Source organism: Acinetobacter sp. YH12112, assembly GCF_013418945.1.
Classification (GTDB): Bacteria; Pseudomonadota; Gammaproteobacteria; order Pseudomonadales; family Moraxellaceae; genus Acinetobacter; species Acinetobacter indicus.
The window spans coordinates 1-24,068 of the sequence record NZ_VPBA01000041.1; the positions used below are offsets into that span (position 1 = coordinate 1).

At 44.2% G+C, this 24,068-nt stretch carries 29 protein-coding genes; 15 read left to right on the forward strand and 14 right to left on the reverse strand.

Annotation, left to right across the window (positions count from 1 at the left end; translation table 11 throughout):
- Positions 1 to 206, forward strand: a 206-nt coding sequence (locus tag FTU50_RS12860; RefSeq protein WP_180069811.1) for an IS3 family transposase, incomplete at its 5' end; no start/stop codon positions are given.
- A gap of 56 nt (positions 207 to 262) precedes the next feature.
- On the opposite strand, the gene fdx is transcribed toward FTU50_RS12860, so the two are convergent.
- The 8 genes from fdx to FTU50_RS12900 all read right to left on the reverse strand — a co-directional run bounded on the left by fdx (position 263) and on the right by FTU50_RS12900 (position 6,434).
- Positions 263 to 601 (reverse strand): ISC system 2Fe-2S type ferredoxin, encoded by a 339-nt coding sequence (gene fdx / locus FTU50_RS12865; RefSeq protein ID WP_005178469.1) that lies wholly within the window; start codon positions 599 to 601, stop codon positions 263 to 265.
- A 15-nt stretch (positions 602 to 616) separates the two neighbouring features.
- Positions 617 to 2,476: a Fe-S protein assembly chaperone HscA gene (gene hscA / locus FTU50_RS12870; protein ID WP_160243068.1), complete on the reverse strand. Its 1,860-nt coding sequence runs from the start codon at positions 2,474 to 2,476 to the stop codon at positions 617 to 619.
- 39 nt (positions 2,477 to 2,515) lie between these two features.
- On the reverse strand, positions 2,516 to 3,031 hold the full coding sequence (gene hscB, locus FTU50_RS12875) for a Fe-S protein assembly co-chaperone HscB (RefSeq protein ID WP_016659013.1): 516 nt from the start codon (positions 3,029 to 3,031) through the stop codon (positions 2,516 to 2,518).
- Between the two features lie 104 nt (positions 3,032 to 3,135).
- Positions 3,136 to 3,456, reverse strand: coding sequence for an iron-sulfur cluster assembly protein IscA (gene iscA / locus FTU50_RS12880; protein WP_045795408.1), 321 nt, complete (start codon positions 3,454 to 3,456; stop codon positions 3,136 to 3,138).
- A gap of 37 nt (positions 3,457 to 3,493) precedes the next feature.
- Positions 3,494 to 3,880 (reverse strand): Fe-S cluster assembly scaffold IscU, encoded by a 387-nt coding sequence (gene iscU / locus FTU50_RS12885; protein ID WP_005178460.1) that lies wholly within the window; start codon positions 3,878 to 3,880, stop codon positions 3,494 to 3,496.
- Positions 3,881 to 3,982: 102 nt separating this feature from the next.
- A complete protein-coding gene (locus tag FTU50_RS12890; RefSeq protein ID WP_005178458.1) occupies positions 3,983 to 5,200 on the reverse strand; it encodes an IscS subfamily cysteine desulfurase in 1,218 nt (405 codons plus the stop codon).
- A gap of 1 nt (position 5,201) precedes the next feature.
- A complete protein-coding gene (locus FTU50_RS12895; RefSeq protein WP_075167970.1) occupies positions 5,202 to 5,675 on the reverse strand; it encodes an Rrf2 family transcriptional regulator in 474 nt (157 codons plus the stop codon).
- Positions 5,676 to 5,786: 111 nt separating this feature from the next.
- Complete coding sequence (locus tag FTU50_RS12900; protein WP_005178449.1) at positions 5,787 to 6,434, reverse strand: hypothetical protein; 648 nt, start codon at positions 6,432 to 6,434, stop codon at positions 5,787 to 5,789.
- Positions 6,435 to 6,620: 186 nt separating this feature from the next.
- Here FTU50_RS12900 and FTU50_RS12905 point away from each other — a divergent pair, with 186 nt between their 5' ends.
- From FTU50_RS12905 to FTU50_RS12915, 3 genes are all read left to right on the forward strand, one after another.
- Complete coding sequence (locus FTU50_RS12905) at positions 6,621 to 7,088, forward strand: phasin family protein (protein ID WP_005178447.1); 468 nt, start codon at positions 6,621 to 6,623, stop codon at positions 7,086 to 7,088.
- Positions 7,089 to 7,256: 168 nt separating this feature from the next.
- A complete protein-coding gene (locus tag FTU50_RS12910) occupies positions 7,257 to 7,529 on the forward strand; it encodes an HU family DNA-binding protein (RefSeq protein ID WP_005178445.1) in 273 nt (90 codons plus the stop codon).
- 129 nt (positions 7,530 to 7,658) lie between these two features.
- Positions 7,659 to 9,530, forward strand: coding sequence for a SurA N-terminal domain-containing protein (locus tag FTU50_RS12915; RefSeq protein ID WP_075174537.1), 1,872 nt, complete (start codon positions 7,659 to 7,661; stop codon positions 9,528 to 9,530).
- A gap of 69 nt (positions 9,531 to 9,599) precedes the next feature.
- Here FTU50_RS12915 and FTU50_RS12920 read toward each other — a convergent pair whose 3' ends face one another.
- A complete protein-coding gene (locus tag FTU50_RS12920) occupies positions 9,600 to 10,472 on the reverse strand; it encodes a DUF2797 domain-containing protein (RefSeq protein WP_075174536.1) in 873 nt (290 codons plus the stop codon).
- A 35-nt stretch (positions 10,473 to 10,507) separates the two neighbouring features.
- Here FTU50_RS12920 and FTU50_RS12925 point away from each other — a divergent pair, with 35 nt between their 5' ends.
- On the forward strand, positions 10,508 to 10,978 hold the full coding sequence (locus FTU50_RS12925; protein WP_075174535.1) for a DUF6231 family protein: 471 nt from the start codon (positions 10,508 to 10,510) through the stop codon (positions 10,976 to 10,978).
- Positions 10,979 to 11,085: 107 nt separating this feature from the next.
- Positions 11,086 to 11,697, forward strand: a complete 612-nt coding sequence (locus FTU50_RS12930; RefSeq protein WP_104498286.1) for a YidB family protein — start codon at positions 11,086 to 11,088, stop codon at positions 11,695 to 11,697.
- A gap of 108 nt (positions 11,698 to 11,805) precedes the next feature.
- Here the strand turns inward: FTU50_RS12930 and FTU50_RS12935 are convergent, their stop codons facing one another.
- The 5 genes from FTU50_RS12935 to FTU50_RS12955 form a co-directional block, all read right to left on the reverse strand.
- Positions 11,806 to 12,867 carry a porin gene (locus tag FTU50_RS12935; RefSeq protein WP_104500230.1) on the reverse strand — a complete coding sequence of 354 codons (1,062 nt, stop codon included), beginning with the start codon at positions 12,865 to 12,867 and terminating at the stop codon, positions 11,806 to 11,808.
- Positions 12,868 to 13,212: 345 nt separating this feature from the next.
- A complete protein-coding gene (locus FTU50_RS12940) occupies positions 13,213 to 13,626 on the reverse strand; it encodes an HIT family protein (RefSeq protein WP_075167966.1) in 414 nt (137 codons plus the stop codon).
- A 27-nt stretch (positions 13,627 to 13,653) separates the two neighbouring features.
- The gene (locus tag FTU50_RS12945) at positions 13,654 to 13,923 is read right to left on the reverse strand and encodes a YARHG domain-containing protein (protein ID WP_045795400.1); all 270 of its coding nucleotides are present in this window, start codon (positions 13,921 to 13,923) and stop codon (positions 13,654 to 13,656) included.
- Positions 13,924 to 14,005: 82 nt separating this feature from the next.
- Entirely contained in the window at positions 14,006 to 14,878 is an 873-nt protein-coding gene (locus FTU50_RS12950; RefSeq protein ID WP_104487170.1) for an NAD(P)-dependent oxidoreductase, read from the reverse strand.
- The gene (locus FTU50_RS12955) at positions 14,875 to 15,981 is read right to left on the reverse strand and encodes an alpha/beta fold hydrolase (RefSeq protein ID WP_168393805.1); all 1,107 of its coding nucleotides are present in this window, start codon (positions 15,979 to 15,981) and stop codon (positions 14,875 to 14,877) included. The genes FTU50_RS12950 and FTU50_RS12955 overlap by 4 nt, the downstream gene beginning before the upstream one ends.
- Before the next feature lie 137 nt (positions 15,982 to 16,118).
- On the opposite strand from FTU50_RS12955, the gene FTU50_RS12960 reads away from it, so the two are divergent.
- The 9 genes from FTU50_RS12960 (at position 16,119) to trpB (ending at position 23,858) form a co-directional block, all read left to right on the forward strand.
- Positions 16,119 to 17,306 (forward strand): O-succinylhomoserine sulfhydrylase, encoded by a 1,188-nt coding sequence (locus FTU50_RS12960; protein ID WP_005178426.1) that lies wholly within the window; start codon positions 16,119 to 16,121, stop codon positions 17,304 to 17,306.
- A gap of 80 nt (positions 17,307 to 17,386) precedes the next feature.
- Positions 17,387 to 17,716 carry a YbaB/EbfC family nucleoid-associated protein gene (locus FTU50_RS12965; protein ID WP_005178423.1) on the forward strand — a complete coding sequence of 110 codons (330 nt, stop codon included), beginning with the start codon at positions 17,387 to 17,389 and terminating at the stop codon, positions 17,714 to 17,716.
- A 12-nt stretch (positions 17,717 to 17,728) separates the two neighbouring features.
- Complete coding sequence (gene recR / locus FTU50_RS12970) at positions 17,729 to 18,325, forward strand: recombination mediator RecR (RefSeq protein ID WP_005178420.1); 597 nt, start codon at positions 17,729 to 17,731, stop codon at positions 18,323 to 18,325.
- 220 nt (positions 18,326 to 18,545) lie between these two features.
- Positions 18,546 to 19,688 carry an HRDC domain-containing protein gene (locus FTU50_RS12975; RefSeq protein ID WP_075167963.1) on the forward strand — a complete coding sequence of 381 codons (1,143 nt, stop codon included), beginning with the start codon at positions 18,546 to 18,548 and terminating at the stop codon, positions 19,686 to 19,688.
- Between the two features lie 129 nt (positions 19,689 to 19,817).
- Positions 19,818 to 20,126, forward strand: coding sequence for a YcgL domain-containing protein (locus FTU50_RS12980; RefSeq protein ID WP_005178417.1), 309 nt, complete (start codon positions 19,818 to 19,820; stop codon positions 20,124 to 20,126).
- Between the two features lie 21 nt (positions 20,127 to 20,147).
- A complete protein-coding gene (locus FTU50_RS12985) occupies positions 20,148 to 20,531 on the forward strand; it encodes a hypothetical protein (RefSeq protein ID WP_045795396.1) in 384 nt (127 codons plus the stop codon).
- Positions 20,532 to 20,568: 37 nt separating this feature from the next.
- Positions 20,569 to 21,420: a MoxR family ATPase gene (locus FTU50_RS12990; protein ID WP_180069815.1), complete on the forward strand. Its 852-nt coding sequence runs from the start codon at positions 20,569 to 20,571 to the stop codon at positions 21,418 to 21,420.
- A 15-nt stretch (positions 21,421 to 21,435) separates the two neighbouring features.
- Positions 21,436 to 22,623, forward strand: coding sequence for a VWA domain-containing protein (locus FTU50_RS12995; protein WP_180069818.1), 1,188 nt, complete (start codon positions 21,436 to 21,438; stop codon positions 22,621 to 22,623).
- Between the two features lie 26 nt (positions 22,624 to 22,649).
- On the forward strand, positions 22,650 to 23,858 hold the full coding sequence (gene trpB, locus FTU50_RS13000) for a tryptophan synthase subunit beta (RefSeq protein WP_075167962.1): 1,209 nt from the start codon (positions 22,650 to 22,652) through the stop codon (positions 23,856 to 23,858).
- Positions 23,859 to 24,068: the final 210 nt, after the last annotated feature.

Below are 24,068 nucleotides of genomic sequence, written 5' to 3' on the forward strand. Positions count from 1 at the left end.
GTAACTGTCTGGACAACGCTTCAATGGAAAGCTTCTTTGGAATACTTAAATCAGAATGTTTCTATGGTGAGGAATTTAATTCAGTTGAAGAGTTGGAACAGACCGTGAAAGAATATATTCATTATTATAACCATGAACGAATCAAGGTTAAATTAAAAGGACTGAGTCCTGTAGAATACAGAACTCAGTCCTTAAAAGCTACTTAATCAAACCGTCCAACTTATTGGGGTCAGATCAGAGCGTGGTTTTTCTGTTTTAAGTCTTAGTGATTTTCAGAAGCATGGTTGATGGTGTATTTTGGAATTTCAACTTCCAGATCTTCATCAACCACCTGTACCTGACAAGATAAACGTGAATCAGGTTCTAGACCCCAAGCACGATCTAACAGATCAGCTTCGACATCATTCATTTCTTCCAGGCTGTCAAAACCGCGGCGTACCACCACGTGACAGGTGGTGCAGGCACATGACATATCACAGGCATGTTCAATTTTAATGCCATTTTTTAACAGGCTTTCGCACAGGTTGGCATTTTGTTCAACTTCAAACTCAGCACCTTCTGGGCAGAATTGCGCATGTGGAAGTACTTTAATACGTGGCATAGTCTTTACCTTAAATTAGTTTGAGTTTGACCAGTCGTCGAGCTTGGTGCCTTTAAGAGCAGCATCAATATGCTGGTTCATGCGAAGCGCAGCAAAAGCATCACTGTGTATTTTAAGCTGTTCAACAGCCTGTTCAATAGCCTGAATATCGGTTGTTTCAAGCTGGCTGTACAAATGGGTTTTCGCACTATTCAATGCGTCCAGTTGCTCTGCGCTCAATAGCTGTGCATCAACTTTTAACGCCTGTTCCAGAGCTTCCAGTTCACGCTGTGCTTCGACCTTGGTTTCCTGTAAATGACGCAGGTGTTTGTCTTCTTCTGCGTATTTGAAACCGTCAAGCAGTAAACGTTCGGTATCTTCGCTCGATAAACCATAAGACGGTTTAATGTCGATATGCGCGGAAACGCCAGAAGTCGTTTCTTTGGCAGAAACACTAAGCAGGCCATCGGCATCAACCTGGAAGGTGACTTCAATACGCGCCTGACCGGCAGTCATTGGTGGGATACCATGCAGGACAAAACGGCCTAAACTACGGCAATGCTCAACCAGATCACGTTCACCTTGCACCACATGAATCAGCATGGCGGTTTGTCCATCCTGATAAGTGGTGAATTCCTGACGACGCGCAACTGGAATTGCAGTATTACGTGAAATTAAACGTTCGACCAGACCGCCCATGGTTTCCAGACCTAAAGACAGTGGGGTAACATCTAAAAGCAATGAACCATCTTTGGTATTACCAATCAGCTGATTGGCCGTAATAGAGGCGCCAATCGCAACCACTTCATCCGGGTTAATAGTACACAGCGGTTCCTGGTTAAATACCTCACGGACAGCTTTTTGCACCGCATAGGAGCGGGTAGAGCCGCCAACCAGTACCACGTTTTGAATATCGGTCAGTTCCAGTTTGGCATCGCGCAGCACGCGTTTGCAGACGCTAATGGTCTTGTCTAACGCCACCTGAATAATGCTTTCAAAAGTTGCACGATCCAGTGTCAGTGTTTGGTCTAACAGTTGCAGTTCTACTGATTTCGCATCCGATAGCGCTTCTTTGGCCTTACGCGCTGCAACGACAAAGTGGGCATATTCGGTGTCATTTAATGTGTCAATATTCAGCTGTTTTTTCGCCCATTTGACAATTAAACGATCTAGATCATCACCACCTAATGCAGTGTGACCACCGGTCGCCAGTACTTCAAATACGCCTTGCGAGAAGCGTAAAATTGATACGTCAAAGGTACCGCCGCCTAAGTCATAAATCACATAGTTGCGATCGGTGCTTAAATTGCTGTCCTGATCCAGACCATAGGCCACTGCAGCAGCAGTCGGTTCATTAAGTAAGCGCAGCACATTCAGGCCAGCCAGTTGAGCTGCATCACGTGTGGCTTGACGCTGAGCTTCATCAAAATAGGCCGGAACAGTAATTACTGCGCCATTGACCGGATTTTTCAGGCTGTCTTCAGCACGGTCTTTCAGCTGTTTTAAAATTTCAGCCGAGATTTCTACCGGTGTTTTACGACCTTGTGCAGTTTCAAAAGCCGGCATTTCATTGGCTTCACCTACTAAATCGTAAGGGTGCTGAAACTTGATGTCTGCCTTGGAGCGACCCATAAATCGTTTCACTGAAACAATGGTATTTTTCGGATCGCTGGTGATAAACGGTTTGGCATCATTGCCATATTGCGTGGTATTTTCGGCATAATGAACAATTGAGGGAAGTAACACACGACCTTGTTCATCATGAAGGACTTTGGCTTGCGCCGAAAGAACAGTGGCCACCAGTGAATGTGTGGTGCCTAAATCAATTCCAATCGCAATGCGATGTTCATGCGGTGCGCTTGATTGTCCTGGTTCTGCAATTTGCAAGAGCGCCATTGTGTTACATCCTTTGCACGTTAATTTGAAAAAATAAAATTAAAAATCGTCATCTAGGTCAAAGCTGTCGTCGTCGAGGAAACGATCTTCAGCCTTGTCAATATCGGTCATGACTTTCTGGAAGAAACGCAATTTACGTACTGTATCGCGTGCTTCGCCCCAGTCTTCATCTGCATAATCAATTTTAAATTCGCGAACCAGACCATCAATCCATTGCTGGACTTCGGTTTTCAGGGAAGCCAGTTCATCGGCAGAGCGGGCATCATCCAGCTGCTCACGAATTTCCAGGGCAGACTGTAAAAACTCGAAATCACTGATCGACTGATCCAGATGATAATCCTGTTTTTTTAAGCTCAGTAAATAACCTGCGCGGCTGTCAACCTGAGATAAAACTTTATACGCCTGGTTGATTTCGCTGGACTGAATCAGCGCCTGGTCTTTATCTTCGGCTTTATCGGGGTGATATTGTTGCTGTAACTTTAAAAATTCTGCTTTTAAAGTAGCCAAATCAATATCGAGTGCTACAGGCAGGTTAAACAGCTCAAAATGATTCATGGGAGAGATAATCCGCGATTGATTGCAAAAAAGGACTGCATAAATGCGATTAAAACAGTGTACAAGACACTGTTTTAATCTGCAAAAGAAGGGAGGGTCGGGAATTAAACCGTGAAGGATTCACCACAACCACATTCACCTTTTTTATTCGGGTTATTGAATTCGAAGCCTTCATTCAAGCCGTTTTTGACATAGTCCATCTCTAAACCTTCAAGATAGACTAAACTTTTCGGGTCAACGAATACTTTTACACCGTGCTGTTCAAATACCTGATCGTATGCATTGATGTCATCAACAAACTCAAGCACATAGGCCAGACCTGAACAGCCGGAAGTTTTCACGCCAACGCGAATACCTTCACCCTTACCGCGATTCTTTAAGTAATTGCTGATATGAGTTGCAGCATTTTCAGTTAAATGGATCATGAAAACTCCGTTAATCTGTCTTTAAAACGAGAAACAATTAAGCTTTTTGCTGTTTGGTACGATAGTCTTCAACAGCCGCTTTAATCGCGTCTTCTGCAAGTACAGAGCAGTGTACTTTAACTGGTGGTAAAGCCAGTTCGTTTGCAATATCAATGTTTTTGATGGCTTGAGCTTCGTCCAAGGTTTTACCTTTTAACCACTCAGTCACCAGTGAGCTTGATGCAATTGCCGAACCACAGCCATAGGTTTTAAAGCGTGCTTCTTCAATTACACCGTCATTATTCACTTGAATCTGTAAACGCATTACGTCGCCACATGCTGGTGCACCGACCATGCCTGTACCTACGTTGTCTGCATTTTTGTCTAAAACACCAACGTTGCGTGGGTTTTCGTAATGATCAATTACTTTTTCGCTATATGCCATTTTGCTTCTCCAAACCTCGGGGTCAGCGTTAATATTAATATGGGGTCAATATTCGTTTTATCAATGAGATGAAGCTGAATAAAGCTTCATCTCAGTGTCGAATTAGTGTTCCGCCCACTCAACTGTAGAAAGGTCGATACCTTCCTTATACATATCCCAAAGCGGAGAAAGTTCACGTAATTTCTCAACAGCAGCTTTGGTAATTGATAACACATGATCAATATCTTCTTCAGTGGTGTATTTGCCAAAACTGAAGCGAATTGAACTGTGCGCAAGCTCGTCAGACAGACCTAGCGCACGCAGTACATAAGATGGCTCAAGCGTTGCAGACGTACATGCAGAACCTGAAGATACTGCTGCATCTTTAAGCGCCATCATTAATGATTCACCTTCAACAAAGTTGAAGCTGACGTTTAAGTAGTTGGCTACGTTTTGAGTCGGGTGACCGTTCAGGAACACTTGTTCAAGGTCTTGCAGGCCATTCCAGAGTTTGTCACGTAACACGCGTAAACGGGTTTGTTCAGCTTCCAGGTTTTTACCTGCCAGCTCAAATGCTTCGCCCATACCTACGATTTGATGGGTCGCCAGCGTACCAGAACGCATACCGCGCTCATGACCGCCACCGTGCATTTGCGCTTTCAGACGCACACGCGGGCTACGGCGTACAAATAAGGCACCAATGCCTTTAGGGCCATAGATTTTGTGTGCAGAGAAGCTCATTAAATCAACTTTTAAGGTTGAAAGATCAATCTCGACTTTACCCGCAGCCTGTGCAGCATCAACGTGGAAGAAGATTTTGTTGGCACGGGTAATTTCACCAATTGCAGCAACGTCAGTCACGGTACCAATTTCGTTGTTCACCATCATCAGGGAAACAAGAATAGTATCTGGACGAATTGCGTCTTGAACCATTTCCGGGGTAATTAAACCGGTTTGTGGTTGTGGCTCAAGATAGGTAATTTCGAAGCCTTCAGACTCAAGCTCGCGGCAGGTATCTAAAATTGCTTTGTGTTCAATTTTAGAGGTAATGATGTGCTTGCCTTTAGATGCATAGAATTGAGCCACACCTTTTAGGGCAAGGTTGTCAGATTCAGTTGCGCCTGAAGTCCAGACAATTTCACGTGGGTCAGCTTTGATCAAGTTCGCAACTTGTTCACGTGCATATTCCACTTTTTCTTCTGCTTGCCAGCCATAGGCATGTGAACGAGATGCAGCATTACCGAAGGTACCTTCGAAAGTTAAGCATTCCATCATGCGTTCTGCAACTTGAGGGTCTACAGGAGTGGTTGCTGCATAGTCAAGATAAATCGGACGTTTCATGTCAAATACCTGTAACCGATAAAAGAGCTGAATCAAAAGATGCTGAATTTTGGCGTAGTGAAACGGTTTGAACGTTGTCACGAGCTACGAGGTCAGCAAGCGAGATTTTTGCGAGATAATCGGCAATGTGGTGGGAGAGTTCCTGCCATAAATCGTGAGTCAAGCACATCGCACCATTCTGGCAGTTGCCTTTATGGTCGCAGCGAGTAGCATCAACGGTTTCGTTTACAGCTTCAATGATTTCTAACACAGTGATGTCTTGAGCATTACGCGCCAGATGATAACCACCATTGGCTCCACGAATACTGGAAACCAGGCCGTGACGCTTTAATTTCGCAAATAACTGCTCAAGGTAAGCGACAGAAATAGATTGTCGAGCTGCAATTTCTGCAAGAGTGATCGTTTGTTCAGTTGGCTGCAAAGCTAGATCAAGTAGAGCAGTCACTGCGTAGCGACCGCGAGTGGTTAAGCGCATGATTCGATACACATGGTTGGACTAGATGTGTAGATTCTATGAATCCTGACTAAAATAGTCAAGTTTTTTTATTATTCGGATATTCGATTCAATCGCAGGGAAATTAAGGATTTAAACAATCCATAAATTATACACTAATAACGCAATTAATAGCAGAGTAATTAGACTAAAAGCCAGATTAATTCGCTTTTGGTTGCGTTGCATGCGACGAATGCGGTTTTTATACTGTTTAACTTCTACCTGCAGGGTATTAATGGTCGAGCGTTGCAGGTCAATTTTCTCTAATAACGGGGCAATCCGGCGTTTAGAGGTTTCCAGTTCCTGCTCGTGTTCAGGATCGGCCAGCCATTGACGCCAGTCCGACAGCACTTTAGGAATACTGAATAAGGTCAGCAGATCACGGAATTCATCTTTTAAAGTCGGGTCGCCTTCAATGCGCATGGCTCGAATACTGCGGCGATTCCCCAAGACAAAAATCTTGATCAAATCCAGCAATGTGGTACGGACATCTAATTCGACGGCTTTTTCAGGTGCTTTTAGATCAAACAGGATGCCGTGTTCGCTAAACTGCACATAGAAGTCGAAATAGGGGATATAGCTGTTAATTTTGACTGCAATTTTCTGGTCTACAAATTTTTTGGCCTGAAGTGCAACGACACGATCATATTTCAAGATAAAGCTAAAGATTGTTTCCAGAACAATCATCACCATCGTCAGCAACAAATGTGATTCATTTTGTCTTTGTTGCGATTCATTCATACAATTTAGTCCCTAACCAGATCGAGTCGTGCATATCCAAGCGGTGCATTACCAGGAAGTAATACATAATATTCTTGCTTTGTAGAACAGTTTAACAAAACGTTCAAGTGCTTAATTTGCTATTATAAGAGCATTTTGTTGGTTTATGATATTGAATGGTATACAAAATAAGCAGGAGAAATGCGAATGGATGAAGCAGCAGTAGAATCGCCAGAACCACAAAACGAAAATGAAAAAGCGTCTAAAAACAAAGCAAGAGTACGTTCAGGGCGTAAATCGGCGCTAGATTTTCGCAAATATACCAAACAGATCTGGCTGGCCGGCTTAGGCGCATTTTCCCGTGCTGAAGAAGAAGGCAATAAATTATTTGACTCACTGGTCAAGGTGGGGGAAGAACTGGAATCCAAAACCACCGAAATTGCCGATCAGACCGTAGAAAAAGTTTCTGAAAAGGCCAAAGAATCGGTGGTCGATACCAAAGATAAGGTCGAACGGATGATTGATCATAGTGTTCATCATTCCTTGAACCGTATAGGGCTGGTAACCGTGAAAGATATCCAGCATTTAGAGCAGCTGGTGCTGCAACTGCACAGCAAAGTCGATGCTTTAATTGAAGAAAATAAGCAATTAAAAGAACAACTCCTGAAAAAGTGAAAATCTCGACAGCTTTGGCATTTTTTGGCAGATTTTTGCAACTTATTTTGTATAAATGCGTCTGGGGAGTATTGCTTTTACCCTCAAAGCATTGCTATAAAGGCATTACGGTAACTTAAACGAAATCTTTGGACCTTAAATAAACGATATTAAGAGGACGTAATCTTCATGAATAAATCAGAATTAATTGATGCAATTGCAGAGAAAGGGGGATTGTCTAAGACTGACGCTGGTAAGGCTTTAGACGCTACAATTGCTTCAATCACTGAAGCGCTGAAAGCAGGCGACACAGTGACTTTAGTGGGCTTCGGTACTTTCAATGTGAAAGAACGTGCTGCTCGTACAGGCCGTAACCCACAAACTGGTGAAACACTTGAGATTAAAGCAAGCAAAGTACCTAGCTTCAAAGCAGGTAAAGGTTTAAAAGATTCTGTAGCTTGATCTTTTAAGCAGTATTAAACGCGCCTCCTGGCGCGTTTTTTATTAATAATCAGAGTTTCGGGTTTTAATACATTCATTCGCTGAGGGTTTTCGGTTAAAATCCTGCACAAGTAAAATATTGGAATACTTATGGAATCTTTTCGTAATGTTATTAAGGGCTGGTTGGGCAAGGTTTTGCTCGTTCTGTTTCTGATCCCTTTAGCACTTGTAGGTATTGAAGGATATTTTAGTGGCGGCAATTCTGCCGACTCGGCAAAATCAGTAAATGGGCAACAGGTTTCCAAACAGGAATTAGAAGCCTTAACCAACTCATTAAAACAACAATATCTCAGCTATACACAAGGTGATGAGACCTTGTTGAATCAGTCATATATTGAAAATAAAGCACTCGATACTCTGATTGCACGCACCTTGCTGTTACAACAGACTGAACATTTGGGTATTTCCTTAAGCGATGCGCAAATTGAGCAGATGATTGCCCAGCAACCAAGCTTTCAGGAAAATGGCCAGTTTTCTGAAGCACTGTATGCCAATTACCTGCGTTCAGTGGGTATGAGCAGTCAGGCTTTAATCCAGAATCTGCGTCAGGATCATGCCTTGAAAATGCTTAGCGCGAGCTTTATGGATCATGCCTTGGTGAGCGAGCTGGATATCCAGCAGATTGCCAATTTACAAACCGAACAGCGTACCTTGCATTTATCCAGCATTAAACTGGATGAATATAAGAAAAATATTCAGGTTTCAGCGCAAGAAATCAGTGATTATTACAATAAACATTCGACCCTGTTTAAGCAGGTCGCCAATGTTGATGTCGACTTTATTGTTCTGACGCCAGCACATATTTCCGCGACTGAAGCTGCAATCACCGATGCAGAATTGCAACAGGCCTATGACAAGTTTGTTGAAGCCCAGCAAAAAAATGCAGCGCGTGAGGTTAAACATATTTTAATTACCACCGATGCACGTGATGATGCGGCAGCCAAAAAACTGGCGGATCAGGTGTATGCTGAAATCCAGCAGGGCACCAGTTTTGCCGCTGCTGCACAGAAATATTCAGAAGACCCGGAATCTAAAGACAAGGGTGGCTTATTTGAGGCTTATGACGTGGGTGCCTTTGGCAATGCCTTTGATCAGGCAGTCACCAGTCTGAAATCAGGTCAGGTTTCGCAGCCAGTGAAAACCCAATATGGTTATCATCTAATTCAGGTTGAAACCGATGCAGTTCAGGTGCCTTCTTTTGAAGCGGAAAAAGCCCGTTTAACTGCAGAACTGAAAAAGACCAAACAGCAAAATGCCTTCTCAGATACGGTAAATAGCCTGAATGAGATGGTGGTGGGTAGTGATGCGCTGGATGTGGTATCTCAGGAAGTCAAAGGCACCAAGGTTGAATCGGTGAAAGGCTTTAGTCTGGCCTCTCAGCATCCGGTATTATCTGATCCAAGTGTGAAGGTGAAACTGTTTAATGATGATGTGAAAAATGGCGACCGTAACGCTTCAAGTAACATTCAAATGGCCAATGGTAATGTGGTTTGGGTAAAAGTACGTGAGTATCATGCTGCGGGTGTGCAAACTCTGGCTGAAGCAACACCACGTGTACGTGCCAAACTGATTGAAGAAAAAGCTTTTAACGCAGCCAAAGCCAAAATCCAGAAATCACTGGATGAGTTCAAGACACAACCAGCTGCAGAAGTCTTGGCACAGCAGCAAATCCGTTTTGAAGATGCCGGTGTATTTACCCGTGCTGAAGGCCGTTTAAAGCGTGAAATTGAGCGTGCTGCATTCAGCTTAATGCCACCGAAGCAAGGAATGTGGTCTGTGACCACGGCAGCTTTGCCGAATGAACTGGTGGTCGTGGCGGTATCGAATGTGAACCGTACCACTTCAAATGCTTTAACGCCTGAACAGTTACAGGAGCTGGCCAAGTTGTATCAACAGCTGCGCGCCCAGCAAGAGCTGGATGACTATACCCAGTATCTGAAAGCTAAAGCAGATATTGAATAAGTCTGACAGTATCAAAAAAACCGGCGCAAGCGCCGGTTTTTTTATTGTGCTTATATTTTGGTGAAAAGTTTATTCAGTACGGATAATCAGTTCATAGCCGGTATATTTACGGATATTAATTACGCCAGTATCTAAAATTAAATATTGTCCTTTAATCCCGAAAAGTTTGCCGCGAATCACCGGGGTCTTATCCAGATTATGCGATTTAATTTTTTCAGGATACTGTTCCACCGGATAAATAAACTCACGTGGACGTTCCTGCTCCATCAATTCCAATGTTTCATTAAACTCAAGATTCTGGTTAAATTCTTCACGAATTGTGCTGATTTTAGGTGCAAATTCTTCAATCAGCTGGTCACGCGTCGCAATTAAATCGACCGGTTCAGCTTCACCTTTGAGCAGTTTGCGCCAGTCAGTTTTATCGGCAATTTGTGAGCCAAACATGATTTCCAGCTGGCCAGATAAACGACGAGAGCCGACTTTCATAATCGGTAAGGCCTGAGTTGCGCCCTGATCCAGCCAGCGTGTTGGCATTTGGCCAATACGGGTAATTCCGACCTTTAAGCCACTGGAGTTGGCCAGGTACACCACATGCGGTTGGAAGCAGACAGATCGTGCAAATTCTTCTTCGCGGCAAGTGCCTAAATGATAATGACAGGTTTCCGGTTTCATAATACACATGTCACAGGACGCTTTGGTTTTAAAGCATTTAAAGCAGTGACCTTGTGAATAGGATTTTGGAGTTTTGCTGCCGCAAGAAACACAGTAAATATTGCCGGTCCATTCAATTTCTATTTCTTGACCCAAGCGAAAAGGCAGTTCGATTTCTGAGCGATCCAGAATAAATTTATATTCAACATTTGCCCGGTGTGTCTGTTGATCAGTTACACTAAGGTCCTTTAGACCTGCATGCATTTTATGGCAAATGCCTTGTAGTTCCATAAAAAATACTCACTTTCATCATAAGGAATGCAGTCATGGCTGAGATGAATGTCATCACTTCTATGCTAGACGATTTAACCCAGGAGCAGCCAGTTTCTACTGCATTGTGTATTGGTCAACATCTTGAACAATACGATCATCATCAGACAATTCAATGGCAATATTTTAACGTAACTACGCTTTTAAATCTGCCTTTTACCCAGCGTTTTGATTTGGCTTTTGTACTACTCGATACTGAAGAAATGACAGACTTGAGCAGCGCGCAGAAATCGCAGCTTTTGGTGAAACTGCGTGATTTGCTGGCCAAACGTATGGTGGTGGTGACTAAACGTCAAGATGAAGCATTATTACGTGCCTTGGGCTTTACCCAACTGATGGATAAAAGCCAGCCGCAGCATGACCTAATGTTGTGGCAATTTAATATTTTGACCTATAAGCATGTGCCGGACTGGTTTAACTCCAAATTTTGGGCTAACCCGGAAAACTGGGATAAATATCGCTGGTAATGCTCAGCTTTTCTGCGGTTTTTGCAAAAACATAACAATTTCGGATGTTTCAAATGAATGAAGCATCGTATGCTGAGTGAATGTCATTAAAGGAAGAAATAAAAATCATGACAAACTTAAGCAATATTGTGGAAATTTTGGCGAAACAGGCCTTAGGTTCAAATTCCAATCAGCACCAATCCCAACAAAGTGGTGGGCTAGGCGGTATTCTCGGTTCAGTTCTAGGTCAACTTGGAAATAATCACCAGCAGAGTGGGCAAAGCCAGCAAGGCGGTTTGGGTGGGATTTTAGGCTCTGTGCTGGGCCAATTCGGTGGTTCCAGTCAGGGGTTAGGTGGTAGTTCTAAAACTTCTCTTCTGGTTGCGGTATTGCCTTTGGTGCTGGCCTGGATTCAAAAGCAGGGTGGTTTGCAAGGTGCACTGGACAAATTAAAAGGTCAGGGCCTAAGCAGCCAGGTGGATGACTGGGTTTCGACCGGGCCGGGCGAGAATGCCAGTGTGAATCCGCAGGAAGTCCAGAATCTGTTTGATGATGAAGAAGTGGAACAGGTAGCGCAGCAAACCCATGCCCCTAAACAGGATATTTATGGCGCAATTTCACAGGTGTTGCCACAGATTATTGACTCTTTAACTCCACAGGGTGAGCAGACCAGTAAAACTGAAGCCAATAATGATATTCAGAATGTGCTGAATATGGTGTCAGGCTTCTTGAAAAGATAAGCCTGTTTATATAATGAAGCCAACCTGAGGTTGGCTTTTTAAATCCATAAATCTGGATATAAAAAACACGCCGAAGCGTGTTTTTTATGTTTTAAGTTCGGTTAAGACTTAGAAGTCGTAACGGAAACCTAAAGAAAGAGCAGTAGCATTTTCATCATCTTCGCCACTTACGCTATTTGAACGAGCTTCTTTCCATGGCACTAGATTCGAATTCTTATCATTTAGCATAGTTGCAAGGTTTGCATATACACGTACAGCCTTATCTAAACGATGTTCAACACCAACTGCTAAAAGTGTAGAGTTTGCATCGTCGGTGTCAACGTCACGGTGGAAGACTTGACCACGTACATAAGTCTTCGGCGCAACTTTATAGTCAGCCGCTACACCAAATACTTGTGCATCTGGGTTTGCAGTTTCATTGTCGTGTGTTAATAATTGATATAAAGCGCCAACATTTAGTTCAGGTGTAAATTTGTATGCTCCTGCGATACGGAAACCATCACGCTCACCTGCACCAATTGCTGCGTTTTCTTCGTAGCGCTCATAAGCAGCAGCAAAGTCAACTGGACCTTCTTTATATGTTAAAGCTAGATCGTATGCTTTATTATCCTCAACACCTTCGCCGTTAGCATCTTTAGCAATATTTTTATCACTATGCATTGAAACTGCAGCTAAAACGTTGAATCCACCACCAAATTTTGGTGATTTATATTCAATGGTATTTTCATTGCGTTCGTCAAACTTCATATCAGCACGAGTTACATTGCGGATGTCGCCAACCATGTCACCAAAGAAGTTGACTGGACCACGAGCAACTTTGAATGGGCTGTCAAAACGACCTACACGCGCTTGACCAAAGTCACCTTTTAAGCCTACAAAGGTATCACGAGTTGCAAAATTAACACCTTTACTGTCTTTTTCGCCGCTAGCAAAGTTAATTTCTTGCTCAACTTGACCAAAAACAGTCATGCCATTTTCTAATTTTTGTTCAGCTTTGAAGCCTAGACGTGATGAGTTAGAAGAAAGACCAACTTCGTTGTAGTCTGCACCATCATCAAGATAGTCTAAAGATACGTGTGCACGACCATATACTTTTACATCAGCAGCCATAGCTAATGCTGGTGTAAATAAGGTTGCCCCAACTGCTAATGCGCAAAGCGTTTTTTTCATGTGTAGCTCCAATACAGACTATTGTTTTTAGTCCTAAACATTGTTCAGAAGTAGGATTGATCTACCCCCGTTCTCTATTGGTGCTAAGTATTCCTTACAAATGCGACAGTAATATTAAGGAAATATTTCAAAATTATTAAAAAGTACAAATCAGATCAAAAACTTACTTTTAATAGCATTGTTATAAAAAGATAAATTTCCAAATCGGGAAAAATTTTTAAATGAATCACTTAATTGCAAGCGAATTGACACTTTAGTGTCATAAAAATAGGTTTAGCAGAAGTTCTGCTTAAAAAAATGGAGCAGCCGCTCCATTCATTTTTACATTTCACCGGGGAAAATATTTTAAAGCGCTGCTTTAATCTTTTCAGCCAGTTGCATGATTTTTTCCTGGTCACCCATCTGCGCAGCATGTTTACCGAGTTGATGTACCGAGGTAGGAATGAGGTGGAAATGAACATGCGGTACAGTTTGTCCCGCAGCAGCGCCAGACAGCTGCATCAATACAATTCCATCTAGTCCTAAGGCTTTTTCCATGGCTTTGGCAACTTTCTGCACCACCTGAATGGTGTAGGCTGCGACTTGTGGATCTAAGTCGAGCAGGGTAACCGCAGGTGATTTCGGGATGACCAGTGTATGACCATCTGCCTGAGGCATGATGTCCATAAACGCAAGAACCTGTTCATCTTCATAGACTTTAATTGCAGGCAGTTCTCCACGCAGGATTCTTGCAAAAATATTTTGATCATCGTAAGCCATGATATTTCCTTTAATCAATGCATTGAATTATTTACAGTTCAATTCTTTCTGACGCGCCTTGATTTCGTCAAGTCGTTGTTGCTCTCTTTCAGAAAATTTTGGCTTGGTGGTATAGCAGTTGTCATTGCCAAACTTGGCTTTGGCTTCAGGATCTTTAAAGCAGAAGCCTTTTGATGCATAAATCACATCATGATCATTTTTCAGCTTTTGACATTCCTGTGCTGAAGCAAAAGCAGTGGTATTTGCCCCAATGAATGTTGCAAGACTGGTCAATAATGCAACAGTGAGCTTATTCATACGAGTTTCCTCTGTAATAACATTGTGGGTAAGCATCTACTCACAATATTAGGTTTTATTCTGATTATTCAATGGCCAGATCTTACTCAATTGTAATCTTGCTCCAGGCCTCATACATTTTAACGGCGCTGGAGAAGTCGCTATCTGGTTCAGCAGTAGCATTGGCAGCCTGAATCAAACTTTGGGCCAGTCCGAGTACCGGTGCTGAAAGTTTTGCATCGCGTACCAAGTCTAAAGCAATTCCGGTATCTTTGGCCAGTAGTGGCAGGGCAAAGGTTAGTGGAAATGCGCGATTAAGAATACGTTGAGGTAGCACCATTTCCGTTACCGCGCTTTTGCCGCTTGAGGCATTAATACAATCCAGCGCTTCGTTTAAGTTTACCCCATGCGCTTTTAAGGTGGTAAATCCTTCGGCAACGGCGCATAAATTGACAGCCATCAGCATGTTGTTAATGGCTTTAACGGCAAAACCGGCGCCCGGTTCACCGACATGCTTGATCAGTTGCCCAAAAGCCTGCATCGCGGGTAGGGCTTTTTCAAATGCTTGCGCATCACCGCCCACCATCACGGTTAAGGTGCCTTTTTCTGCACCGATGGTTTGTCCACTGACAGGTGCATCCAGAAAATCTACCTGTTGTGCTTTGAGCTGCGCAGCCACTTTTTGGGCAGAATCCGGGACACCGCTGGTACAGTCCACCCAGATGGAGCCGGCTTTTAAACTCAAACCGTCTAACAGATGTTCTACATCCTGGCTGGTCGGCAGGCAGGAGAAAATCACATCGGCCTGTACGGCCTGTTCAAGCTGAACCGCTTGGGTGGCATATTCCGCTGCGTGTTGCTCGGCTTTGGCAAAATTACGGTTCCAGACATAGACTGTATCAAAATGCTGGGGTAAATGCGCTGCCATGCGGTATCCCATAGCGCCCAAACCAATAAATGCAACGGACTGAATCATGCGGTTTCCTTGTGTATTTTTGTCGATCTTTGCTCGAGCCACCGGGTCAGCTTGGGCCAGAATTCATTGGCACTTTTCTGGCTGGACATCAGGCCTAAGTGACCACCGGGAATAAGAGTAAACGTGACATCTGTACTGCTTGTCAACTGGCTTAAAGGCTGTGCAGCGGCGGCCGTCACAATCTGGTCGCTTTGCCCGGCCCCAACAAATAAAGAACAGCGAATGTTTTTCAGTTCAATATGTTCATCCTTTAGGCGGATAATGCCGTTTTTCAGCGGATTTTGCAGCCAGACATTCAGTACCATGTCCTGATTAATCCCGCCCGGATAATCAATCATATTGTTCAGGAAATTCCCCAGCGTGGCATGTTCATGCAGTATTTGCGGATCATGCAGGTTGAGAAACAGCTGGCGCTGACTGTCCAGCCAGCCTTTAGGATCTAGAATTTTAAAACCTAAAGCGTTGATGATGCCGGGCGTATGAATGAAATGTGGGGGAATAGAGCCCTGATGTAAGGCCTGTTTTAATTTGTGATTACGTGAAATCAGCTGGTTGCTGCGTTTAAACAGCTGGCCGATACGACCGGAAGCATAACTATCTACCGGGCTGCCCAGCACCATCAGGTTTTTCACAATCTGAGGTTGACGATAGGCGGTATACAGCATCACAAAGACGCCGGCCATACTCCAGCCATGCAGGGAAATCTGCTCACTATGGGAATGCTGTCGAATCTGCTCAATACAATGCGGAATCGCAGCATTAATAAAGTACATAAAATTTAAATGACGATGGGTATAGTTTAAACGTCCCCAGTCAATCAGGTAGACATCAAAACCGCTATGCTGGAAATGCTTGATTAAAGAGCGATAGGGATACAAATCATAAATCGCCATATTAATCGCCAGCGGCGCAACAAAGACCAGCGGCTCCTGATAGGCTTTATTGGGTGAAGCGTAATAACGGATTTGTGCGTGTTGGTATTCGCCAATGATCTCATACGGTGTGGTTTGGGAGAGCACCAAAGTCTTGCTGTTAAAAAGCCGGGTCGATAAGTTTTTTAACTTCTTGCGTTGATCTGCAAATTTTTTCTGTACTGGGTTCATAGCCTCTATCTGCTTGTCATGACGCTGAGTTGGATGAAGTCTAAGCGATATTTCCATATTTTACCTTGACCTTAAACACCTTGGGCGCTCAAAATGTTGGCAATTCTTATAACGGTAGTCTAAGGACGAAAATCGAGATGAGCGAACAAGACGAGATCGAATATCAGTTAGATACTTTGGCAATTCGTACTGGTCATGACCGTACCTTCGAGGGTGAGCATAGTGAACCCATCTTTTTAACATCGTCTTTTGTTTGCGAAAGTGCAGCTGATGCAGCCGCCAAATTTTCTGGGCAAATTGAAGGGAATACCTATTCCCGTTATACCAATCCGACTGTCCATACTTTTGAAAAACGCTTAGCCGTGCTCGATGGCGCAGAACGTGCTGTGGCCACCAGTTCAGGTATGGCAGCGGTACATGCGATTACTCTGGCCTATTTAAAAGCCGGCGATCATGTGGTGTGTTCACGCGCGGTATTCGGTTCGATCATTTCATTATTTGAAAAATATGTCATGAAATTTGGCGTAGATGTAACCTTTGTTGATCTGGAAGATTTAGCGGCCTGGCAGCAGGCGATTCGCCCAAATACACGCTTACTGTTTATTGAAACCCCATCTAACCCGTTGGCACAGGTCGGTGATCTGCAAGCGATTGCCGATATTGCCCATGCAGCCAATGCTTTGTTTGCCGTCGACAATACTTTCTGTACCCCGGTTTTACAGCAGCCGATTAAATTTGGTGCGGATTTAATCATTTATTCATCAACCAAATATATTGATGGTCAGGGCCGTGCCCTGGGTGGTGCTGTGGTGGGTAATCACCAGCTGCTGGAAGAAATTAATGGCGTGATTCGTACCCTGGGTAACTCGATGAGCCCGTTTAATGCCTGGGTATTCCTTAAAGGTCTGGAAACCCTGAACCTGCGGATGAAAGCCCACTGTGCCAGTGCGCAGAAGCTGGCAGAATGGCTGGATGCCCATCCAAAAGTGGAAACCGTATATTACGCCGGTTTGCCGCAGCATCCAGGGCATGAGTTAGCGAAAAAACAACAAAGCGGTTTTGGCGGTGTTGTATCGTTCGTGGTGAAAGGTGAGCGTGAAGGCGCATGGACCGTCATTGATAACACGCGTTTCTTATCCATTACCAGTAACCTTGGTGATGTAAAATCTACAATTACCCATCCTGCTACCACCTCACATGGCCGTATGTCTGCCGAAGCCAAACAGCAAGCCGGTATTTCAGAAGGTTTAATTCGTGTTTCTGTGGGTCTGGAAGATATTGATGATATTATTCGCGACCTTAGCCGTGGTTTAGACCTGATTTAATTTATAAATTCTGACATCTTTTTGCTGAATTTTCGTGTAGAGTGCTTAGCCAAAGATGTCAGTTTTGTTCGGAGATTTTTATGAACATTAATATGTTAATGCAGCAAGCGCAGCGCATGCAGAAAGAAGTAGAAAACAATATCAAGAAAGCCAAAGAAGAACTGGCACAAACTGAAGTGCATGCCGAAGCGGGCGGTGGTCTGGTCAAAGTAACCATGACCTGCCGTAACGTTGTGAAGCGTATCGAAATCAATCCTGAACTGTTACAAGACGATCCAGACATGATTGAAGACCTGATTGCTGCGGCCATGAATGATGCAGCGCGTCAGGCAGAAACCATTTCTGAAGAACGTATGAAAGCAGCGAATTCTGGTATGGGCTTACCACCAGGTTTGGCAGGCATGTTCTAAGGTAGCGCATCTGTGTTCAGCGATCGTTTTGATCAACTGGTACAAGCCTTGCGTATTTTGCCAAGTGTTGGGCCAAAATCGGCCCAGCGCATGGCCTTGCACCTGATCATGAAAAACCGTGAAGGCGCGCTGGGTTTGGCTTATGCCTTAAATGAGGCGACCACGCATATTCACGAATGTTCCATCTGCCATTCTTTAACCGAAGATGAAGTGTGCAATATCTGCGCATCTTCGGAACGTGATGAAGAATTACTCTGCGTGGTGGAATCACCAGCCGATGTGATGGCGATTGAGCAAAGTGGCAGCTTCCGTGGCAAATATCATGTCTTAGGCGGGCATTTATCGCCACTTGACGGGATTGGCCCGGAAGAAATCGGAATTCCGGCTTTAATTCACCGTTTAAGTTCGGGTCAGGTCAAAGAAGTGATTTTGGCGACCAATGCCACGGTAGAAGGTCAGGCGACGGCGCATTATCTGGTCGAGGCCACCAAGCATTTGCCGGTACAGATGACCCGGATTGCTCAAGGTGTGCCGCAAGGTGGTGAACTGGAATATATCGACAGTCATACTTTAAGTCAGGCCGTCCATAACCGTATGCGCATGAAATAAGTACCCCGGTGCTTATTTCATCAGATTTCAACTTTTTAAATAGTGTCTTAATCAAATATTGAAACTTTAACTAAGATATAAAAAATATAAACTTTTGTTTATCTTGAGCTTAAACTTTAAAAAAAATCAGCAAAATATACCGTAAGTTTTATTTTTTTATAGCTAAATTATATTTATTGGTTAAAATACCCCTTGAGAAACTTTAACGACTCTCTCTGCTATGTTCCAATTTATTCAACAGCAACAAGACTTTGAAAATGTTTTAACATTAATGAGTCAAAACTCTACCTATGGACTGGATACCGAATTCATCAAGGTTGATACCTTATGGCCCAAATTGGGGGTGTTCCAGATTAATGTCGCAGGAAAAGTTTATTTGCTGGATGGAACAACGCTGAATCTTTCGGCGTTCTGGGAAAAAATCTTCCAGGCGCAGCAGAATATTTTCCATGCCTGCGGCGAAGATATCGACCTGATCTATCATTATGCCCAGCAAAAATCACTGAAAAATGTATTTGATACCCAGGTTGGCATGTCCTTTTTGGGCTATGGTCTGCAGGTCAGCTATCAGAATGCTCTAAAGCAGGTGCTAGAGGTCGATATTGACAAAGACCAGACCCGTTCGGACTGGCTGGCGCGACCATTATCACCGGAACAGTTGCAATATGCAGCCAATGATGTGCTGTATTTAATGCAACTGGCAGAAAAAGTACAGCAGGACTTGCAGCAAAAATCGTTACTGAATCTGGTGGTAGAAGACTGCCGTCATTTAACCCAGGAAATTGGGGAGGATACACCGCTAGAGCGTCTGTATCAGGATGTGGGCAATTACCGCCATTCACGCCGTCAGCTTATGCAGTTACAGCAACTGGTGGTCTGGCGTGAACAGATGGTTAAGGCTTTGAACCAGCCACGTAGCTTTATTCTGAAAAATACCACCTTGCTGGATCTGGTTGAAAAAAATCCGAAAAATAATTTTCAGCTGTCACACGTGAAGGAGATCCGTCCGAATATTTTACGTGAACATGGCAAAACCATTTTAGACCTGTTGAAATTCCTGCCCGATCCAGAGCACTGGCCGCTGCGCATGGCGCGTCCAATTCGCCATTCTTCCAAAGAGGTGGGACAGCACATTGAGCAGGTGATTCAGCGCGGCGTCAATGAAACCGGTATCCCCAAAGAAGTACTGATGCGGAAAAAATGGCTGAATGCCCTGTATCAGCATGTGGTATTTAAAAATGATGAGCAGGATTTACCGGACTATTTATTGGGCTGGCGTTATGATCTGCTGACCAAGCCGCTGATTGAAGTGCTGCATCAAGATCAGCAGTATTTATCCAATCATATGAAAGTGATGGATTAAAAAAACAGCAAACTGCTGCCAGAATTATGATTTGTACACAATCACGACTGATGCGTTAATAATCACTAATGTATCCGTCTTTTTTTTGATGTATGCTTTGGCCTGAGTTAAACGAGTATTGTGCTGAATATGTTCTGTTCAATTTATAAATCGAGCAAAAAAGATGAAATGTATCTTTATGTCGCTCGTATTGAAAGCCAAGATGATCAAGCAGAAGCGGCAGATCCGCTTGAAGTGGTGCCGGAAGTGCTGCGTACTGCATTTGGTCGTGCAACGTTTGTTATGGATTTAGAACTACATGAAAACCGCAAGCTGGCGCGGGCCAATATTTTGCATGTCATGGATTCGATTCAAACCAAAGGCTTCTTTATTCAAATGCCGCCAGAAGGTTTAATTAATCCGAATGCGGTTGAGCCAGAAGGCTTACGCGGTGCCTAAGTTAAATTCAGGAGTTGAGTGATGGAAAATTTAATGACTTTTTTAGAATCAATTCCTGAAAATACCATTGCTGTTACGGTCTATCTGCTGGGTAGCCTGATTATTTTATGGTGCTGGTATGAAATTGCCAAACGTCTGCCTCATCCACTTGGCGGCGTAAGCTGGATTGTGGTCTTTGCCATCTTGCTGACGCCTACCATTTCCGAAGGGCATAATGCAGGTATTGCACCGGCCACCTTTGGTTTGCTGTTTGGTGTATTAACCAAGGAAATGCCGTTGGTCTGGTCCAATTTATCTGCCATTCTGGTGGTGATTGGTTTAGGACTGGTGGTTGGTTATTTCTGGTCTAAATATAGCCAGCGTAAAGCAGGTCTTGCTGCCAAGAACAACAGCACAGCGCTTTAATTACAAAAATAAGTTTAAATTGAAATAAGGTTATCTCATGTCTGTAGATACACAATACTTCACTGGTACTGATCAATACATCGCCACTGACAGCTTAAAGCTGGCGGTGCAGGCGGCTCGCCGTTTACAGAAACCGCTGTTAATTAAAGGTGAACCGGGTACCGGTAAAACCTTACTGGCCGAGCAGGTCGCACAAAGCCTGGGACTGAAACTGATTACCTGGCATATCAAATCGACCACCAAAGCCCAGCAAGGCCTGTATGAATATGATGCCGTGTCGCGTTTACGTGATAGCCAGCTGGGGGATGACCGGGTTTATGATATTAAAAACTATATTAAGCCGGGCAAACTGTGGGAAGCGTTTAGCAGTGAAGAGCGCTGTGTACTGCTGATTGACGAGATTGACAAGGCCGATATCGAGTTTCCAAACGACTTGCTGCATGAGCTGGATAAAATGTCCTTTTTCGTTTATGAAACTGGAGAAACCATTAGCGCAACGCAGCGTCCGATTGTGATCATCACTTCCAATAATGAAAAAGAACTGCCCGATGCTTTCTTGCGTCGCTGTTTCTTCCATTATATTGATTTCCCTGATGAAGCCACCATGCGCGACATCATCAATGTGCATTTCCCGAATATCTCCACGACTTTGGTGTCAGAAGCCTTACAGGTATTCTTTAAACTACGCCAGATTCCGGGCCTGAAAAAACCACCATCAACCTCTGAATTGATTGACTGGCTGAGCCTGTTAATGGCGGATGACATGCCGGACGATATTCTGCGTAATGCTGACAAAACCAAAGCCATTCCACCATTGTATGGCGCGCTGATTAAAAACGAGCAGGATGTTCAGTTACTGGAACGCTTAGCCTTTATGGCCCGTCGTTAAGGGAGTAATCGCCACATGTTTGTGCGATTGTTTTATACCTTAAGAAAATACGGCGTCCCGGTCACCACTCGTGAACTGATTGACCTGAACCGTGCAGTGGCAGAAAGTCTGGTCTTTGCCAATCAGGATGAGTTTTATCATCTGGCCAAAACCATTATGGTCAAGGATGAGCGCTTTTTTGACAAGTTCGACCGGGCCATGAAAGATTACTTTGATGGTATCTCTACCTTTGATCTGGATGAATTGCTCAATCAAGTCCATAAGCTGCCGAAAGACTGGTTTGATCTGGAGCTGCTGGAAAAGCATTTAACCCCGGAGCAGCGCGAAGAACTGAAAAAAGCCGGTTCATTGGAAGAGCTGATGAAAATGCTGGAAGAGCGTTTACGCGAACAGCATAAAAAGCATCAGGGCGGTAACCGCATGATTGGGACCGGTGGAACCTCGCCGTTTGGTGCCTATGGTGATCATCCTGAAGGGGTGCGTATAGGCGGGCCGGGCCGTAAACGTTCAGCGGTTAAAGTCTGGGAACAGCGTCAATACCGTAATCTGGATGACGACCAGCTGCTCGGTTCACGGCAAATGCAAATGGCGCTGCGCCGTCTGCGCAAGTTTGCCCGTCAGGGCGCGGCTGAAGAATTAGATGTCGATGGCACCATTCGTGAAACCGCCAAACAGGGTATTCTGGATGTGCAACTGGTACCCGAACGGCGTAACCGGGTTAAAGTGTTAATGCTGTTTGATGTCGGCGGCTCCATGGATGCGCACATCGCCCAGTGTGAAAAGCTGTTTAGTGCCGCCAAAACCGAATTTAAAACGCTGGAATATTTTTATTTTCATAACTGCCTGTACGACTATGTCTGGAAAGACAACGTGCGCCGTTCACACACTCGTATGAATACCTGGGACTTATTCAATACCTATGGACGCGACTATCGTGTGATTGTGGTCGGGGATGCCAGTATGGCACCTTATGAGCTGAATGCCGTTGGGGGTTCAGTGGAATATATGAATGATGAGGCCGGGCAGGTGTGGTTGCGCCGTTTACGCCAGCATTTTGATAAAACCGCCTGGCTGAACCCGGAACAAGAGCAATATTGGCACTACACCCAGACCATCGGTTTAATTCAGCAAATTTTTGAAAATCATATGTATCCCATGACGTTAAAGGGGATTGAAGATTTAACCCGTTATTTGGCGCGTTAAGCTTCATAAAATAGAAGGAATACTGCATGAACTCTCAGATGAATGGCGTTGCCTTACCCAATGAAGATGGCTTTTTTGGTGAATATGGCGGGCAGTTTATTCCACCGCATCTGAAAGCGGCGATGGATGATATTAAAGTGGCCTACGAAGAAATTCGTCAGACTCCGGAATTTCAGCAGGAACTGGCTGAGCTATTCGCACATTATGTAGGTCGTCCAAGTCCGCTATTTCATGCCAAGCGTTTATCTGAGCAGTTGGGCGGGGCACAAATCTATTTAAAACGTGAAGATTTAAACCACACTGGTGCACATAAAATTAACCATTGTTTAGGTGAAGCCTTGCTGGCCAAATATATGGGCAAAACCAAAGTCATTGCCGAAACTGGCGCTGGTCAGCATGGCGTGGCATTGGCAACCGCCTGTGCTCTGGTGGGTATTCCATGCGAAATTCACATGGGTCAGGTCGATATTGAGAAAGAACATCCAAATGTCGTAAAAATGAAAATTCTGGGCGCCAAGCTGATTTCCGTGACCCGCGGCACTGCAACCTTAAAAGATGCGGTAGACAGCGCCTTCGAAGAATACTTAAAAGATCCGAAAAACTATATTTATGCGATTGGTTCGGTGGTGGGACCGCATCCATTCCCGATGATGGTACGTGATTTCCAGGCCATTATTGGTGATGAAATTAAAGTTCAGGCGCAGGAACGTTTTGGTGCACAGCCGGATTATATTGTGGCTTGTGTCGGTGGTGGTTCTAATGCTGTGGGCGCTTTTACCGCGTTTCTGAATGATCCGGAAGTAAAACTGGTTGGTGTTGAGCCAGCCGGTCATGGCCTGAATACCGATATGCACTCTGCAACCCTCACCTTAGGTAAACCGGGTCAGTTACACGGTATGGCCTGTTATGTGCTGGAAGATGAGCAGGGTGAGCCACTCCCGGTACACTCGATTGCATCTGGGCTGGATTATCCGGGTGTAGGGCCACAGCACAGCTTCCTGAAAGATGCTGGTCGTGTCGAATATACCACTGCTACTGATCAGGAATGTTTGGACGCCTTTATTCAGCTATCACGGGTTGAAGGGATTGTGCCGGCACTGGAAAGCTCGCATGCGGTCGCATGGGCAATACGTGAAGCACCAAAAATGTCTAAAGATACTAATATTGTGGTAAACCTGTCCGGTCGCGGCGACAAAGATGCGGACTATGTGGCACACAAGCTAGGGCTGAATTAATCCTGTTTAGTCTCTTTTAAACGAGCAGTTTTAAAAAAGATCGTTTTTTAAAAGGCTAGCCATAAAAAAACTCTCCTGAAGGAGTAATGCCAGTCAGTTAAGAGATTGACTGGCTTTTTCTTGGGTATTTTTGAGGTTTTCCTTTTACAACCCTTGGATAACTCCTCACTCTTCTCTCAGGTATAACATACCGATTAGATTTCTCCATTA